At 71.9% G+C, this 13,492-nt stretch carries 13 protein-coding genes; 6 read left to right on the top strand and 7 right to left on the bottom strand.

Going from position 1 to position 13,492, the window contains the following annotated elements; all coding sequences use genetic code 11:
- Nucleotides 1-145: 145 nt before the first annotated feature.
- On the bottom strand, nucleotides 146-3,928 hold the full coding sequence (gene scy, locus AB0I52_RS00360; protein WP_363067436.1) for a polarized growth protein Scy: 3,783 nt from the start codon (nucleotides 3,926-3,928) through the stop codon (nucleotides 146-148).
- A gap of 250 nt (nucleotides 3,929-4,178) precedes the next feature.
- A complete protein-coding gene (mce, locus tag AB0I52_RS00355; protein WP_362963190.1) occupies nucleotides 4,179-4,607 on the bottom strand; it encodes a methylmalonyl-CoA epimerase in 429 nt (142 codons plus the stop codon).
- A 134-nt stretch (nucleotides 4,608-4,741) separates the two neighbouring features.
- Here mce and AB0I52_RS00350 point away from each other — a divergent pair, with 134 nt between their 5' ends.
- The gene (locus AB0I52_RS00350; RefSeq protein ID WP_363067434.1) at nucleotides 4,742-5,944 is read left to right on the top strand and encodes an acetyl-CoA C-acetyltransferase; all 1,203 of its coding nucleotides are present in this window, start codon (nucleotides 4,742-4,744) and stop codon (nucleotides 5,942-5,944) included.
- Nucleotides 5,945-5,995: 51 nt separating this feature from the next.
- Nucleotides 5,996-6,955 carry a methylmalonyl Co-A mutase-associated GTPase MeaB gene (gene meaB, locus AB0I52_RS00345; protein ID WP_363067432.1) on the top strand — a complete coding sequence of 320 codons (960 nt, stop codon included), beginning with the start codon at nucleotides 5,996-5,998 and terminating at the stop codon, nucleotides 6,953-6,955.
- A 201-nt stretch (nucleotides 6,956-7,156) separates the two neighbouring features.
- Here meaB and AB0I52_RS00340 read toward each other — a convergent pair whose 3' ends face one another.
- Nucleotides 7,157-7,774 carry a PepSY domain-containing protein gene (locus tag AB0I52_RS00340; RefSeq protein ID WP_363067430.1) on the bottom strand — a complete coding sequence of 206 codons (618 nt, stop codon included), beginning with the start codon at nucleotides 7,772-7,774 and terminating at the stop codon, nucleotides 7,157-7,159.
- Nucleotides 7,775-7,893: 119 nt separating this feature from the next.
- On the opposite strand from AB0I52_RS00340, the gene AB0I52_RS00335 reads away from it, so the two are divergent.
- Nucleotides 7,894-8,553 (top strand): response regulator transcription factor, encoded by a 660-nt coding sequence (locus AB0I52_RS00335; RefSeq protein WP_363067428.1) that lies wholly within the window; start codon nucleotides 7,894-7,896, stop codon nucleotides 8,551-8,553.
- Complete coding sequence (locus AB0I52_RS00330) at nucleotides 8,550-9,992, top strand: HAMP domain-containing sensor histidine kinase (protein WP_363067426.1); 1,443 nt, start codon at nucleotides 8,550-8,552, stop codon at nucleotides 9,990-9,992. The genes AB0I52_RS00335 and AB0I52_RS00330 overlap by 4 nt, the downstream gene beginning before the upstream one ends.
- Nucleotides 9,993-10,020: 28 nt before the next feature.
- On the opposite strand, the gene AB0I52_RS00325 is transcribed toward AB0I52_RS00330, so the two are convergent.
- The 4 genes from AB0I52_RS00325 to AB0I52_RS00310 all read right to left on the bottom strand — a co-directional run bounded on the left by AB0I52_RS00325 (nucleotide 10,021) and on the right by AB0I52_RS00310 (nucleotide 12,648).
- Complete coding sequence (locus tag AB0I52_RS00325) at nucleotides 10,021-10,491, bottom strand: MarR family transcriptional regulator (RefSeq protein WP_363067424.1); 471 nt, start codon at nucleotides 10,489-10,491, stop codon at nucleotides 10,021-10,023.
- Between the two features lie 113 nt (nucleotides 10,492-10,604).
- Nucleotides 10,605-11,369, bottom strand: a complete 765-nt coding sequence (locus AB0I52_RS00320; protein ID WP_363067422.1) for an AIM24 family protein — start codon at nucleotides 11,367-11,369, stop codon at nucleotides 10,605-10,607.
- Nucleotides 11,366-12,016 carry an AIM24 family protein gene (locus tag AB0I52_RS00315; protein WP_363067420.1) on the bottom strand — a complete coding sequence of 217 codons (651 nt, stop codon included), beginning with the start codon at nucleotides 12,014-12,016 and terminating at the stop codon, nucleotides 11,366-11,368. Before AB0I52_RS00315 ends, AB0I52_RS00320 begins: the two co-directional genes overlap by 4 nt.
- Complete coding sequence (locus AB0I52_RS00310; protein ID WP_363067805.1) at nucleotides 12,016-12,648, bottom strand: AIM24 family protein; 633 nt, start codon at nucleotides 12,646-12,648, stop codon at nucleotides 12,016-12,018. The genes AB0I52_RS00315 and AB0I52_RS00310 overlap by 1 nt, the downstream gene beginning before the upstream one ends.
- Nucleotides 12,649-12,827: 179 nt before the next feature.
- On the opposite strand from AB0I52_RS00310, the gene AB0I52_RS00305 reads away from it, so the two are divergent.
- On the top strand, nucleotides 12,828-13,178 hold the full coding sequence (locus tag AB0I52_RS00305) for a DUF3817 domain-containing protein (RefSeq protein WP_362963208.1): 351 nt from the start codon (nucleotides 12,828-12,830) through the stop codon (nucleotides 13,176-13,178).
- A complete protein-coding gene (locus AB0I52_RS00300) occupies nucleotides 13,175-13,468 on the top strand; it encodes an MTH1187 family thiamine-binding protein (protein WP_363067418.1) in 294 nt (97 codons plus the stop codon). The genes AB0I52_RS00305 and AB0I52_RS00300 overlap by 4 nt, the downstream gene beginning before the upstream one ends.
- The last annotated feature ends 24 nt before the right edge of the window (nucleotides 13,469-13,492 follow it).

Genomic DNA, 13,492 nt, shown 5'->3' with positions numbered 1-13,492 from the left:
CCTAGGGGCCCGGACGGCGTGTCATCGAGCAGATGCCGGTTTGATCTGGAGAATGACACCCCTTTTGAGTGGCTAACCCCCGCAACCCTTGCCACTCGGGGGGCTGAATGTCGTTGCGGGGCTGCGGGAGGCCCGCGGACAGGACCTACCCATCGGACGGCTTGCCACTCGAACGAGTACCTGCCGCGGCCCCGGCCTTGACGCTGTCGGCGCCCTTACCGCCCGCCGCGGGGGTCTCGAATGACTCCAATGCCTCCAGTACGTCCTGGACACGGGAGATCTCCGTGTTGATGTCCGCCCGCCGGCGCACCAGGACATCGAGTTCTCGCCGGCCCTCGTCCACCGTCCGCTTGGCCTCGGCCTCGGCGTCGGAGCGCAGCTTCTCGGCCTCGCGCACCAGGCTGGCCTTCTTCTGCTCGGCCTCCTTCAGCAGCGACTCGGCCCGCTTCACGGCGGCGATCCGGACCTTGCTCGCCTCCGAACCGGCGTCGGACAGAAGTTCCTTGGCCTTCGCCGCGGCCTCGTCGCGCTGCTCGGTCGCCGCCCTCATCAGGTTGTCGACGCGCTCGCCGGCCGTCTTCATCTGCTCGGAGGTCTCCCGCCGGGCACGGTCGTGCAGCTCCTCGATCTCGGCCTCCAGGCGGGTCCTGAGCTCCTCGGCCCGCTCCCGGATGGCCGTGGCGTCCCGCCGCGCGCCGACCAGCAGCTCGTCCGCGTCCGTCCGGGCCCGCTCGACCAGGGAGTTGCCCTCGACCGTCGCGTCGGAGGTGATCCGGACAGCCTCGTTCCGGGCCGCCCCGACCATCGTGTCGGCCTGCTCCTCGGCCTCGGTGGCGGCGCGCAGCGCCTCCTCCTGGGCCTTGTTGATCAGCTGGTCGGCCTGCTCCGCGGCGTCGGCCCGGCGCTTCGAGGCCGATTCGCGCGCCTCGTCGAGCAGCCGGTCCGCCTCCTGGCGGGCCTCGGCACGCATCTGTTCGGCCGCGGCCTCGGCGTCGGCCCGCAGCCGCTCCGACTCCTCGCGGGTCCGGGCCGCGTGCTCCTGCGCGGAACCGACGGTCGCCGCCGCCTCCGCCCGCAGCCGCTCCGACTCGCCCGCCGCCTCGTCACCGGTCCGCGCCGCCTGCTGAGCGGCCTCCGTCACGAGGCGCTCGCTCTCGGCGGTCGCCTCGGACATCAGACGGTCGGCCTGGACCGCCGCCTCCGACCGCATCCGATTGGCGTCCTCGCGGGCCTCGGCACGGCTGCGCGAGGCATCCTGCTCGGCGGAGGCCAGGGCGTCGGACGCGTCGGTACGCATCCGCTGGCTGTACTCCGCGGTGTCGGCCCGCAGCTTCTCCGACTCCGCGATCGCGTCGGAGACCGTCCGCTCGGCCATCGCCTTCGCGGCCTCGGTCTCCTCCTTCGCGACGGAACGGATCCGGGCCGCGTCCTCGCCGGCCCGCTCCCGCTCGGCGTAGGCGTCGGCGCGGACCCGGTCCGCCTCCTCCTGCGCCTCGGACTTCGTCCGCTCCGCGACATGCTCGGCGGTGGAGCGCAGCCCGGCGATCTCCGCCTCGGCCTGCTCCTGAAGCCCGCTGACCGCGTCCCGTACCTGCTGGGCGGTCTGCTCGGCCGCGGAGACCATCTCGGTCGCCCGGCTGTCCGCCTCCCCGACCAGACGCTGCGCCTCGGCCTGGGCCTCCTCGACCCGCTTGCGGGCGGAGGCGAGGAGCTCCTCGCTCTGCTCGCGGGCCCGCTCGCGCTCCTGGTTCGCCTCGGCACGTGCCGCGTCCAGGGTCTCCTCCGCCTCGCGGCGGCGCCGGTTCGCCTCCTCCTGGGCGGCGGCCAGCGCCTCGGCGGCCTCCGTGCCCACCCGCTCGGCGGCGGCCGCGGCCTCCGACCGCACCCGGTCGGCGCTCTCCTGCGCCTCGGTCTTCAGCCGCTCCGCCTCGGCGGCAGCCTCGGAGCGCAGCCGTACGGCGACGCTCTCGCCCTCCGCACGGGACTGCGAGGCATCGGCCGCCGCCTCGTCGCGCAGCCGCTGGGTCTCGGTCTCGGCCTGCTCCTGGAGGGTGCGCAGCCGCTCGGCGGCCTCGGCGCGCAGCCGCTCGGACTCCTCGTTCGTCTCGCGCCGGACGCGCTCCGCGTCGGTGCGCGCCTCGCCCAGCGTCTGCTCGGCGGCGGCGACCCTGGTCTCGGCCTCGGTGTGCAGCCGGGTCAGCTCGTCGGCCGCCTCGGCCTGCCTCGCCGCTACCGCGCGCTCGGTCTCCTCGCGCAGCTCCGCCGCCGCCTGCTCGGCCGCCGACGTCGTCGACTCCGCCTGCTCCTCGGACTCGGTGCGCAGCGTCTCGGCCTCGGCGCGGGCCCGCTCCAGGGCCTCCTCGGCCTGCTTGCGGAGTGTGGCGGCGCGCTCGGTGGCCTCGGTGCGGACCCGTTCGCTCTCGGTGCCCGCGGCGCCGCGCAGCTCGTCCGCGTCGGCCTTCGCCTTGGACAGCAGCTCCTCGGCGGTCTTCGCGCCCTCCTCGATCTGCTGGACGGCCTCCCGGCGGGCCTCGCCGCGGATCCGCTCGCCCTCGGCGACGGCCTCGGAGCGCAGCTGCTCGGCCTCGCCGCGCAGCCTGCGGGCCTCCTCCTGGAGCTCGACCGTCTTGGCCCGGTACTCCTTGGTGTCGTCCTTGGCCGCGCCCTTGAGCTGGTCGGCCTGCTCGGCGGCCTCGCCGCGCAGCCGGTCCGCCTCGGCCTCCGCCTCGTGGCGGATCCGGTCGGCCTCCTCGCCCGCCGCCCGGGTGGTCGACTTCGCGTCGTCCGACGCCTTGGTCAGCACCTCCTCGGCGGCACGGGCCGCCTTGGCGAGCTGGGCCGCGGCGTCCTCGGCGGCGGCGGTGCGCGCGGCGTCGGCCGCCTCGGAACGGAGCCGGTCCGCCTCGGCGCGGGCGTCGGCGAGCGACTGCTCGGCCTCCGCCTTCAGGGATTCGGCGTCCTTGGTGGCCTCGCCGACCAGCCGGGCGATCTCCGACTTGGCGGTACGGGTGCGCTGCTCGTTCTGCGACTCGGCGCCGGCCAGCCGCTTGACCGCGGCCTCCTTCGCCTCGGACAGGACCTTCTCGGCCTCCACGCGGGCCTCGCGCAGCTGCGTCTCGGCCTCCTGCATGCGCTGCTCGGCGGTCCGGTTCAGCTCGGCGGTCTGCTGCCTGGTCTGCTCGGTCTCGGCCGTCGTCGAGGTGCGCAGCTGCTCGGCGTGAGCGGTGGCCTCCTGTGCCTGGCCGGACGCGGCGTTCAGCATCCGCTCGGCGTCCTTGCGGGCCCGCAGCAGGATCGACTCGGCCTCGGACCGGGCGGACTCCGCCTCGGAACCGAGCCGCTGCCGCGTCTCGTCCGCCAGCCGGCCGGCCTCGGCGCGTGCGGCGGTCAGCGCCTGCTCGGCCTCGGCCCGTGACTCCTCCAGCAGCCGGCGGGCCTGGGACTCGGTCCTGGCCCGCAGCTGCTCGGCCCACGCCACGTTCTCGTTGACGTGGGACTCGACGGTCTGGCGGCGCTCCGCCAGCTCCTGGTCGAGCCGCTGGCGCCGCTGCACGGCCTCGTTGTGCAGCTCGGCCTGGAGCCGCGCCTGGTGCTCCGCGTGCTCCTGCAGGATCCGCTGCGTCTGCGCACGGGCGTCGCGCAGCTCGCGTTCGGCGTCGTTGCGCAGCTGCTCGGCCTGGACCTGGGCGTTACGGAGCAACTGCTCCGCCTGGTAGCCGATGTCCGCGCTGTCGTAGGCGGGACGGGTCGCCAGACTGCGGCGGGCCTCGTGCAGCTTGGCGCGCAAGACCTCGACCTGGTAACCGAGGTCCTCGGCGTGCTGGACGGCCTTCTCCCGGTCGGTCTTCAGCCGGTCCATCTCGGCTTCGAACCGCGAGAGATGGTCGTCTTCAGCTCGGTGGCTCTCCTGGCGTTCGTAGCCCCGCACTGCGCGGTCCCATCCTTCCCCGAGCTCTCAACTCTGTTCGAACAGGGGAGACCCCAGCCCTGGTCGCAAACTCCACACGAGTACCGTTCGCCGGCGAACGGTCCCCCCGGGGAATGGTGACAGATCAACGGCTGAGGACGCGGCGCGGCCCCGACCCGGCCCCGGCCCGGAACAGCCCACTCTACCGGGCCGGGTATCCCTGAGAAGCTGTTGTCCGGCTCCCGCTGAATCCGGACAACGGCTTCCCGGGTCAGTGCTCCGTGCGGGACGTGACGAGTTCGGTGAGGACGCCGTGGCAGTCCTTGGGGTGCAGGAAGGTGATCCGGGACCCCATCGAACCCGTCCTGGGCTCCTCGTACAGCACTCTGACCCCCTTCTCCCGGATGTCCGCGGCGTCCGCGTCCACGTCTGCGGTACCGAAGGCGATGTGGTGCACGCCCTCGCCGTTCTTGGCCAGCCACTTCCCGACGGCGGAGTCCTCGCGGGTCGGTTCCAGCAGCTGGAGGTAGGAGGCGCCGCCGTCCGACGTCTCGTTGATCTTGAGCATGGCCTCGCGTACGCCCTGCTCCTCGTTGATCTCGGAGTGGAAGACCTCGAACCCGTAGGTCGAGCGGTAGAACTCGACGGTGGCGTCGAGGTCGAAACAGGCGATCCCGATGTGGTCGATTCGCGTCAGCATGGGAACAGTGCAGCGCTCCGCCGATGGTTACGCAACGTGCGCGCGATCACACCCGCTGCCGGATGACGGGCGCAGTACCGCTCAGTACATTCAGGTAAACCCTCGTTCACTTCTAATCCAAGGGGCTGCGCCTCATGTCAGGAACGACCGGTACGACTTCTGTGATCGTCGCGGGCGCCCGTACGCCCATGGGCCGCCTCCTCGGCTCGCTGAAGAGCTTCTCCGGAGCCGACCTCGGAGGATTCGCCATCAAGGCGGCGCTGGAGCGGGCCGGCATCGGCGGCGACCAGGTCGAGTACGTGATCATGGGCCAGGTGCTGCAGGCCGGGGCGGGGCAGATCCCGGCACGGCAGGCCGCGGTCAAGGCGGGCATCCCGATGAACGTCCCGGCGCTCACCGTCAACAAGGTGTGCCTCTCCGGGCTCGACGCCATCGCGCTGGCCGACCAGCTGATCCGTGCCGGCGAGTTCGAGATCGTCGTGGCCGGCGGCCAGGAGTCCATGACGAACGCCCCGCACCTGCTCCCGAAGTCCCGCGAGGGCCACAAGTACGGCGCGATCGAGATGCTCGACTCCATGGCGCACGACGGCCTGACCGACGCCTATGAGAACATCCCGATGGGTGAGTCGACCGAGAAGCACAACACCCGCCTGGGCCTGGACCGCGCCGCTCAGGACGAGATCGGCGCCCAGTCCCACCAGCGGGCCGCCGCCGCCCAGAAGAACGGGCTCTTCGAGGCCGAGATCACCCCGGTCGAGATCCCGCAGCGCAAGGGCGACCCGGTCCTCTTCTCCAAGGACGAAGGCATCCGCCCCGAGACGACCGCCGAGTCGCTCGGCAGGCTGCGCCCCGCCTTCGCCAAGGACGGCACGATCACCGCGGGCACCTCCTCGCAGATCTCCGACGGCGCCGCCGCGGTCGTCGTCATGAGCAAGGCCAGGGCCGAGGCGCTGGGCCTGGACTGGATCGCCGAGATCGGCGCCCACGGCAATGTGGCCGGCCCGGACAACTCACTCCAGTCCCAGCCGTCCAACGCGATCCGGCGCGCTCTCAAGAAGGAGGGCATCGGCGTCGGGGACCTCGACCTCATCGAGATCAACGAGGCGTTCGCGGCCGTCGCCGTCCAGTCGATGAAGGACCTCGGCGTGACCTCTGACAAGGTCAACGTCAACGGCGGCGCCATCGCGCTCGGCCACCCCATCGGGATGTCCGGCGCCCGGGTGGTGCTGCACCTGGCGCTGGAGCTGAAGCGGCGCGGCGGCGGCACCGGAGCGGCGGCGCTGTGCGGCGGCGGCGGTCAGGGCGATGCGCTGATCCTCCGCGTTCCGGGCAAGTAGCACGTAGCACGTAGTACGCAGAGCACGCGGCGAGCGAGGAGACGAGCGGTGATGGTGGACGTCCCCACCCTGGTGGAGCAGGCCCGCGAGGGCAGGCCGCGGGCCGTGGCCCGGCTCATCTCCCTGGTGGAGGGGGCGTCGCCGCAACTGCGCGAGGTGATGGCGGCCCTCGCGCCGCTGGCCGGCAACGCCTACGTCGTCGGCCTGACCGGGTCGCCCGGTGTCGGCAAGTCGACATCGACGTCGGCTCTCATCTCCGCGTACCGGCGGCAGGGCAAGCGGGTGGCCGTGCTCGCCGTCGACCCGTCGTCGCCGTTCTCCGGCGGCGCGCTGCTCGGTGACCGGGTCCGGATGTCGGACCACGCGTCCGACCCGGGCGTCTACATCCGCTCCATGGCCACCCGCGGACATCTGGGCGGCCTCGCCTGGTCGGCCCCGCAGGCGATCCGGGTGCTGGACGCGGCGGGCTGCGACGTGATCCTGGTGGAGACCGTGGGCGTCGGCCAGTCGGAGGTGGAGATCGCCTCCCAGGCCGACACCTCCGTCGTCCTCCTCGCCCCCGGCATGGGCGACGGCATCCAGGCGGCCAAGGCCGGAATCCTGGAGATCGGTGACGTGTACGTGGTGAACAAGGCCGACCGGGACGGTGCGGACGCCACCGCCCGCGAGCTCAACCACATGCTGGGCCTCGGGGAGTCCCGTGGCCCCGGCGACTGGCGGCCGCCGATCGTGAAGACGGTCGCGGCCCGGGGCGAGGGCATCGACGAGGTCGTCGAGGCGCTGGAGAAACACCGCGCGTGGATGGAGGAGCACGGGGTGCTCGCCGAGCGGCGCGCGTCCCGCGCCGCCCACGAGGTCGAGACGATCGCGGTCACCCGCCTGCGTGAACGCATCGGTGACCTGCACGGCGACCGCCGCCTCGGCGCTCTCGCGGAGCGCATCGTGGCGGGCCGGCTCGACCCGTACACGGCGGCCGACGAACTGGTGGCGGGGCTGACGGGGGAGGCCTGAGCGGTTCCCCATGGCTGATAGCGCGTCAGCCATGGGGCGGGAGTGCGCCGTTCACGTCTTCCCGCTCTGCCGCACCCGCCCCGGCCGTGACACGAATGCCGCCGGTCACGTGTCATGCGTGCCAGGGCGAGCGGCACATGCTGGGGCCGCTGCGGGAGGACTTGCCGCCCAGACAGAGCAAGGACCGCGGCGGCGACCGCCTCAGCCGTCTTCGCCGTCGTCCCCGCCGTCGTCCCCGTCGTCGTCCCCGTGGCCGTCGTCCGACCGGTCCACCGTGACCTTCGCCGTCTTCGCGTCCACGTCTCGCTCGTGCTTGCTGCCGTCCTTGCCCCGGACGTCGACCTCCCAGTGCACCGCCCGGCCGCCGCGGCCGTCGTGGTCCTCCAGCTCGACGGAGGTCACCGTGCCCGGCGCCGAGCGGAGCGCGGCGCCGACCGCCTCGTCGAGCGTGACGGAGGTCTTGGGGGGCGCGTGCCGGTCGCCGTCGTCGTCGTTGTCGACATGCTGGCCGAGCACCTTGCCGTTGCCCGGGTCCACCGTCACGTCGTGCCAGGACTTGTCGGAGCCGTACACATCCAGCTCCCAGACGAGCCGGCCGTCCTCGTCGTCGAGCTCGGCCTCGGTCACCGTGCCCGGGACGGCGCCGACGGCGGCCTTGACCGCGTCGCCGACCGTGACGCGGGCGGAGCCGTTGCTCGCGGTGCTGCTGCTGCCTGCCGGGCCGTGGCTGTCGCCGCCCGCGAGGGCGACGGCCGTCGCGGTCCCGCCACCGACGAGTACGGCTGCGGTGACGGCGGCGATGACGGTCTTTCGCTTCATGAGGGGTCCTCCCCGGTCGGATGGTCCGTTGCGACGAGGTCCACACTGCCGGGGTGATGCTGAACGCAGCCTGAAGCCACCTGAAGCCGTCTTCAGCTTCGGTTTGGGAGGCTGTGCACATGCGCCTGTTGATCGTGGAGGACGAGAAGCGGCTGGCGGTCTCCCTGGCCCGGGGGCTCACCGCCGAGGGATTCGCCGTGGACGTCGTGCACGACGGGCTCGAAGGACTCCACCGGGCCTCCGAGGGCACGTACGACCTCCTCGTCCTCGACATCATGCTGCCGGGGATGAACGGCTACCGGGTCTGCGCCGCGCTGCGCGCCGCCGGCCACGAGGTGCCCATCCTGATGCTGACGGCGAAGGACGGGGAGTACGACGAGGCGGAGGGCCTCGACACCGGCGCCGACGACTATCTGACCAAGCCGTTCAGCTACGTGGTGCTGGTGGCCCGGGTCCGCGCGCTGCTGCGCCGGCGCGGCGGTTGCGCGTCACCGGTGCTCACCGTCGGCTCCCTGCGGATGGACACCGCCGCCCGCCGGGTCCATCTCGGCGAGGAAGAGACCGTCCTCACCACCAAGGAGTTCGCCGTGCTCGAACAGCTCGCGCTGCGCGCCGGGCAGGTGGTCAGCAAGGCGGAGATCCTGGAGCACGTCTGGGACTTCGCCTACGACGGCGACCCGAACATCGTCGAGGTGTACGTGAGCACGCTGCGCCGCAAGCTCGGCGCGGCCGCCATCCGTACGGTGCGCGGCGCCGGCTACCGGCTGGAGGCGCTGTGAGATCGGTACGGGCCAGGGCGGCGCTCGGTGCCACGGTGGTGGTCGCCCTCGCGGTCGTCGCCGCCGGGCTCGGCGTCCTGCTGGTCCTGCGCGCCAACCTCACCGACCAGGCGGGTCTCCAGGCCGAGGTGGCGGCCCGCGAGACCGCCGGGCAGCTGGCCCTCGACGTGCCGTACGACAAGCTGGAGACGGGCGACGGGGAGGACCATCCGGTCCAGGTGACCGACGAGGACGGGCGGGTGGTCGCCGTCTCCGAGGACCTGGACGCGATCTCCGGCACCGGCACGGACCGGGTCATCCCGCAGCCCTCGCCCGCCGCCGCGGAGAAGGGCGACGACGGAGACCGCGACGACGACGATGACGACGGCGCGAGCGCCGACCCGGGACGCGGCGAGGTCTCCACCGACGAACCGCACTTCAGCAACGGCACCGCCACCGTCGACGGCGACCGCGCCGCATACCGGTTCGCCTCCGTCGAGGCCACGAACTCCGCCGGACTGACCCTGACCGTCCACGCCGGTGCCCCGCTCGCCGCCGAGCAGCGGGCCGTCGCGAGTGTGCGCGGTGCGATGCTGGCCGGGCTGCCCGTCGTGCTGCTCGTCGTCGCCGGGGTGACCTGGCTGGTGACCCGGCGGGCGCTCCGTCCGGTCGAGGGCATCCGGCGCGAGATGGCGGCGATCACCGCGTCCGAGGATCTGACCCGGCGGGTGCCGGAGCCCGCTTCGCGCGACGAGATCGCCCGGCTGGCCCGTACCACCAACGAGACGCTGACCGCCCTGGAGGCCTCCGTCGACCGACAGCGGCGGTTCGTCGCGGACGCCTCGCACGAACTGCGCTCCCCGATCGCCTCGCTCCGCACCCAGCTGGAGGTGGGTGCCGCGCACCCGGAGCTGCTGGACGTGGCGGGCGCGGTCGCCGACACCGTACGGCTCCAGACGCTGGCCGCCGATCTGCTGCTGCTGGCCCGGCTGGACGCGGGGGAGCAGCCCGGGAACGCACGGCTGGACCTCGGTGCACTGGTGCGGGAGGAGGTCTCGCAGCGCATCGGCGACCGGATCCCGGTGACGGTGTCCGTGCCGGAGCCCGGCGGGCTGGAAGTGACCGGTTCACGCGGGCAGCTGGCCCGGGTGATCGGCAATCTGCTGGACAACGCCGAGCGGCACGCGGAGAGTTCGGTGGCCGTCGAGGTGCGCGCGGAACGCGGCGGGGTGGCCGTGGCGGTCACGGACGACGGGGCCGGGGTGCCGGAGGCGGAGCGCGAGCGGATCTTCGAGCGCTTCGTGCGCCTGGACGACGCCCGCGCCCGCGACGACGGCGGGGCCGGTCTGGGCCTCGCCATCGCCCGTGATGTGGCCGGCCGGCACGGAGGGCGGCTGACCGTGGCCGGTGCGGGGGAGCGCGGCGCCCGGTTCGAGCTGTGGCTGCCCGGCTCTCGCTGAGCGCCGCTCCCGGTGATCCGGGCCGCTGTCAGACGCGGCGTGCGCGCAGGTGGTCGGCGACCGGGGCGAGGGCCGTGTGCAGCTGCTCCAGCGCCTCCGGGGTCAGCAGGTCCATGAAGTGCTTGCGCACCGACGCCACATGGTGCGGTGCCACCTTCCGCATCGTCTCCGCGCCGGCCTCGGTGAGGACCGCGTACAGCCCGCGCCGGTCGGACTCGCAGTTCTCCCGGCGGACCAGGCCCGCGCCCTCCATGCGGGTGATCTGGTGCGAGAGCCTGCTCTTGGACTGCAGAGTGGCGGTGGCGAGGTCACTCATCCGCAGGCGCTGGTCCTCGGACTCCGAGAGGTTGACGAGAATCTCGTAGTCGTTGTTGGTCAGGCCGAACGGCTGGAGATCTTTCTCCAGCTGGTGCATCAGCAGCCTGCTGACATCCAGATGGGTGCGCCAGGCGCACTGCTCCGCGTTGCTCAGCCAGCGAGTGGCCGTCTCGGTCTCCATATATGGATTCTACCTAAGAAGTTGAAATCCGGACGAAGTCAGTTGATGTGACGCCCGGCACGCGCTTACGAGCCGGGTGCGGACGTTCGGCGTCACACTGCGCAGACTACCGTTCACAATCCGAAGCGCCGCTGGAGGTCCCCCGGGCGGCCGGGGGCGCGGGGGGTGGACCCAGGTTGACCGCCGCCGCCCGGAACACCCGCCTGCTGCGGTGTCGCCCCCGTCGGCTGCTCGGCCATCAGCACCTCGGTGGACTGGAGCAGCACCGTACCCGCGCCCACGAACTCGAACTGGTGCTCCTCGCCGGAGGCGCCCCCGATCCCGGTGAACGCGCGCAGCCCGCCCAGTACGCCCGTCATGTAGCCGTGGTCGTAGTGGTGGCACGGCGAGGGGCAGTCCGCCCAGCCCACCAGCGCCTGCGGGTCGACCCGCAGCGGCGGTTCCATGAAGACCACCGGACCGTTGGACGCCGCGACGAACTTCCCGGTGCCGATCAGCGTCAGGAACCCCGGCACGATCGACTGCTTCAGCGCCAGAGTCGGCTGGTAGGCCAGCAGGTTGCCGGAGCGGATCGTCAGGTTCCCGTCCTCCAGGTCGTACGAGTTCACATCGAAGGCCCGGTCCGCGAGCAGCATCTTCCCGCTGCCCTCGGCCACCACCCAGTCGCTCGCGTGCAGCGGCGAGTGGAAGCTCGTACGCACCAGCCGCTCGAAGCGGCCGTGCCCGATGCCGTTGAACTCGATCCGCCCGTAGTAGGCGATCATCTTGCCCTTCTGCAGGAACCACTGGCTCCCCTTGAGCTCCACGCAGAAGGTGTACGAGTTGACGTTGTCGTCCGACGGCAGCGTCATCGGATCGAAGACCACGGGCGTGCTCACAGCTTCTCCTCCGACGCCTGGACGTACACCGCACCGTTGCCGCTGAGCTCCAGCTGGAACGCCTCGCCGGAGCCGCGCCCCACCATCTCGCGCCACCCGAGCGCGGTGGAGAGCTTGTTGCGCACGTCGCCGTGGTGGGCGACGTACGCCTGCGGATCCACATGGACCTCGCGGCCCGGGGTGATCGGCAGCTCGATCACCCCGCCGTGCGCCATCACCGCCACCGCGCCGTGCCCCTTGAGCGTCGTGGTGAACAGGCCCTGCCCGCTCACCTGGCCGCGCACCATGCCCATCACACCGCCCTGCGAGCCCATGAACATCGTGCCCTGCTGGAGTGAGCCGTCGAAGGCGAGCAGCCGGTCGGCCTCCACGTAGAGGGTGTCCCCGGCCAGGTTGATCACCTGGATGTGGTGGCCGCCGTGACCGAACATCACCGTGCCGCTTCCCTCGACCGTCATCAGCGGGGTCGCCTCGTTCGCCATCCGGCGGCCGATCATCGACATCACCCCGCCCTGGCCGCCCTGGATGTTCGGGGTGAAGGACACCTCGCCGCGGTAGGCCAGCATCGCGCCGCGCTGGCTGAACATCTTCTGGCCGGGGAGCACCGTCGCCTCGACCATCTTCGAGTTGATCTCGCGGAACGGCATCAGACATCGCCCCCGATCGTGTTCCGTTCGCTGGGCTGGACGTAGACGAGCCCCTCGCCCTCGAAGCGGATCTGGAAGGACTCGCCCGATCCCTCGCCGATCAGCGTCCGGAAGTTCACCCCGGACTGGAAGTGCTGCTGGAGGTTGCCCTGGTGGGCTATGTAGGCCCCCGGGTCGACGAAGAGCGGGTACTGGGCGGAGACCCGCAGCACCACGGCCGAGCCGTCCGACATGATCGCCGCCTGGCCGGTCCCCTCCACGGTGGTGGTGAACAGGCCGTTGCCCGTCGCGCCGCCGCGCAGCCCGGTGAAGGTGGTGCCGGTGCGCAGACCGGCGTCGGTGCAGAGCAGATTGCTCGCCTCGACGTACAGCTTCTCGCCGCGCAGCGAGACGAGGCTGATCTCGCTCGCACGGTCGGCGAAGAAGCAGGTGCCCTCCCCCTTCACCTCCATCACGGCCATCTGCTCGCCGGTCAGCCGGCGGGTCACCATGCCGCGCAGGCCCTCACCGCCGCCGGTCATCTTCTTGAACGCCATCCGGCCGTCGTAGGCGACCATCGAACCGTTCTTCGCCTTGACGGCGTCGCCGGTCAGGTCGACGGCGAGCGTCTTGCTGCCTTGGAGTCGGAACATTGCCACGGTGCGACGGTAGCCGCCGGAAAAGGAGCCCGTCCGGCGATTGGAGGACAAGAAGTGCCTGAAGGGCGCGAAACGGCCCCCCGCCACTCCGTCCGGCAGGGGCCGGTGCCACAATGGTGGCGCTTGTGCGTGCGTTCACAAGCCATCGCCGTCCTCCCACCGAAGGTGCCCCCGTGGACATCAAGACCGCTACCGCCCTGCACCGGCTGCGCCTCATCTCGATTCCCGAGGCGCTCTCGTTCCCGGCGCTGATCCTCTTCGGCTCGGTCCTGAGCCGGATCTCGGACATCGACTTCCTGATGATGCCGCTCGGCATGCTGCACGGCGTGCTCTTCGTGATCTACGTCGTGGCGCTGCTGGATGTCTGGTCCAAGACCAAGTGGCCGTTCAAGCGCGTCGCGTTCTTCTTCCTGCTCTGCGTGCTGCCGTTCGGCGGGCTGTACGGCGACAAGGTGCTGAAGCGCTACGAGGCCGACGGCCTCATCGCCGCCCGCGCCCGCCGGGAAGGCACGGTCAGCGCATGATCGTCGCCTTCTCCGTCAGTCCGCTGGGTGTCGGCGAGGACGTCGGCGAGTACGTCGCCGACGCCGTACGCGTGGTCCGCGAGTCCGGGCTGCCCAACCGCACGGACGCCATGTTCACCTCCGTCGAGGGGGAGTGGGACGCGGTCATGGACGTCGTCAAGCGTGCCGTCGAGGCCGTCGAGGCGCGGGCCGGACGGGTCTCCCTCGTCCTGAAGGCCGACATCCGCCCGGGTGTGACCGACGGTCTCACCTCCAAGGTCGAGACGGTCGAGCGCTACCTGGCCGACTGACGCCGGGGCCCCGGGCGAGCGGCA

The sequence above is a fragment of the Streptomyces sp. NPDC050423 genome, assembly GCF_040655445.1.
Classification (GTDB): domain Bacteria; phylum Actinomycetota; class Actinomycetes; order Streptomycetales; family Streptomycetaceae; genus Streptomyces.
The sequence above is the reverse complement of the archived record's forward strand: the minus strand, read 5'-3'. Positions and strand labels throughout refer to the sequence as shown.

Bases quoted from the DNA above. Each gene is read 5' to 3' on its own strand.
- mce (WP_362963190.1), bottom strand. From the start codon at position 4,607: ATGCTGACGCGAATCGACCACATCGGGATCGCCTGTTTCGACCTCGAC.
- AB0I52_RS00350 (WP_363067434.1), top strand. From the start codon at position 4,742: ATGTCAGGAACGACCGGTACGACTTCTGTGATCGTCGCGGGCGCCCGT.
- meaB (WP_363067432.1), top strand. From the start codon at position 5,996: ATGGTGGACGTCCCCACCCTGGTGGAGCAGGCCCGCGAGGGCAGGCCG.
- AB0I52_RS00340 (WP_363067430.1), bottom strand. From the start codon at position 7,774: ATGAAGCGAAAGACCGTCATCGCCGCCGTCACCGCAGCCGTACTCGTC.
- AB0I52_RS00335 (WP_363067428.1), top strand. From the start codon at position 7,894: ATGCGCCTGTTGATCGTGGAGGACGAGAAGCGGCTGGCGGTCTCCCTG.
- AB0I52_RS00325 (WP_363067424.1), bottom strand. From the start codon at position 10,491: ATGGAGACCGAGACGGCCACTCGCTGGCTGAGCAACGCGGAGCAGTGC.
- AB0I52_RS00315 (WP_363067420.1), bottom strand. From the start codon at position 12,016: ATGCCGTTCCGCGAGATCAACTCGAAGATGGTCGAGGCGACGGTGCTC.
- AB0I52_RS00310 (WP_363067805.1), bottom strand. From the start codon at position 12,648: ATGTTCCGACTCCAAGGCAGCAAGACGCTCGCCGTCGACCTGACCGGC.
- AB0I52_RS00300 (WP_363067418.1), top strand. From the start codon at position 13,175: ATGATCGTCGCCTTCTCCGTCAGTCCGCTGGGTGTCGGCGAGGACGTC.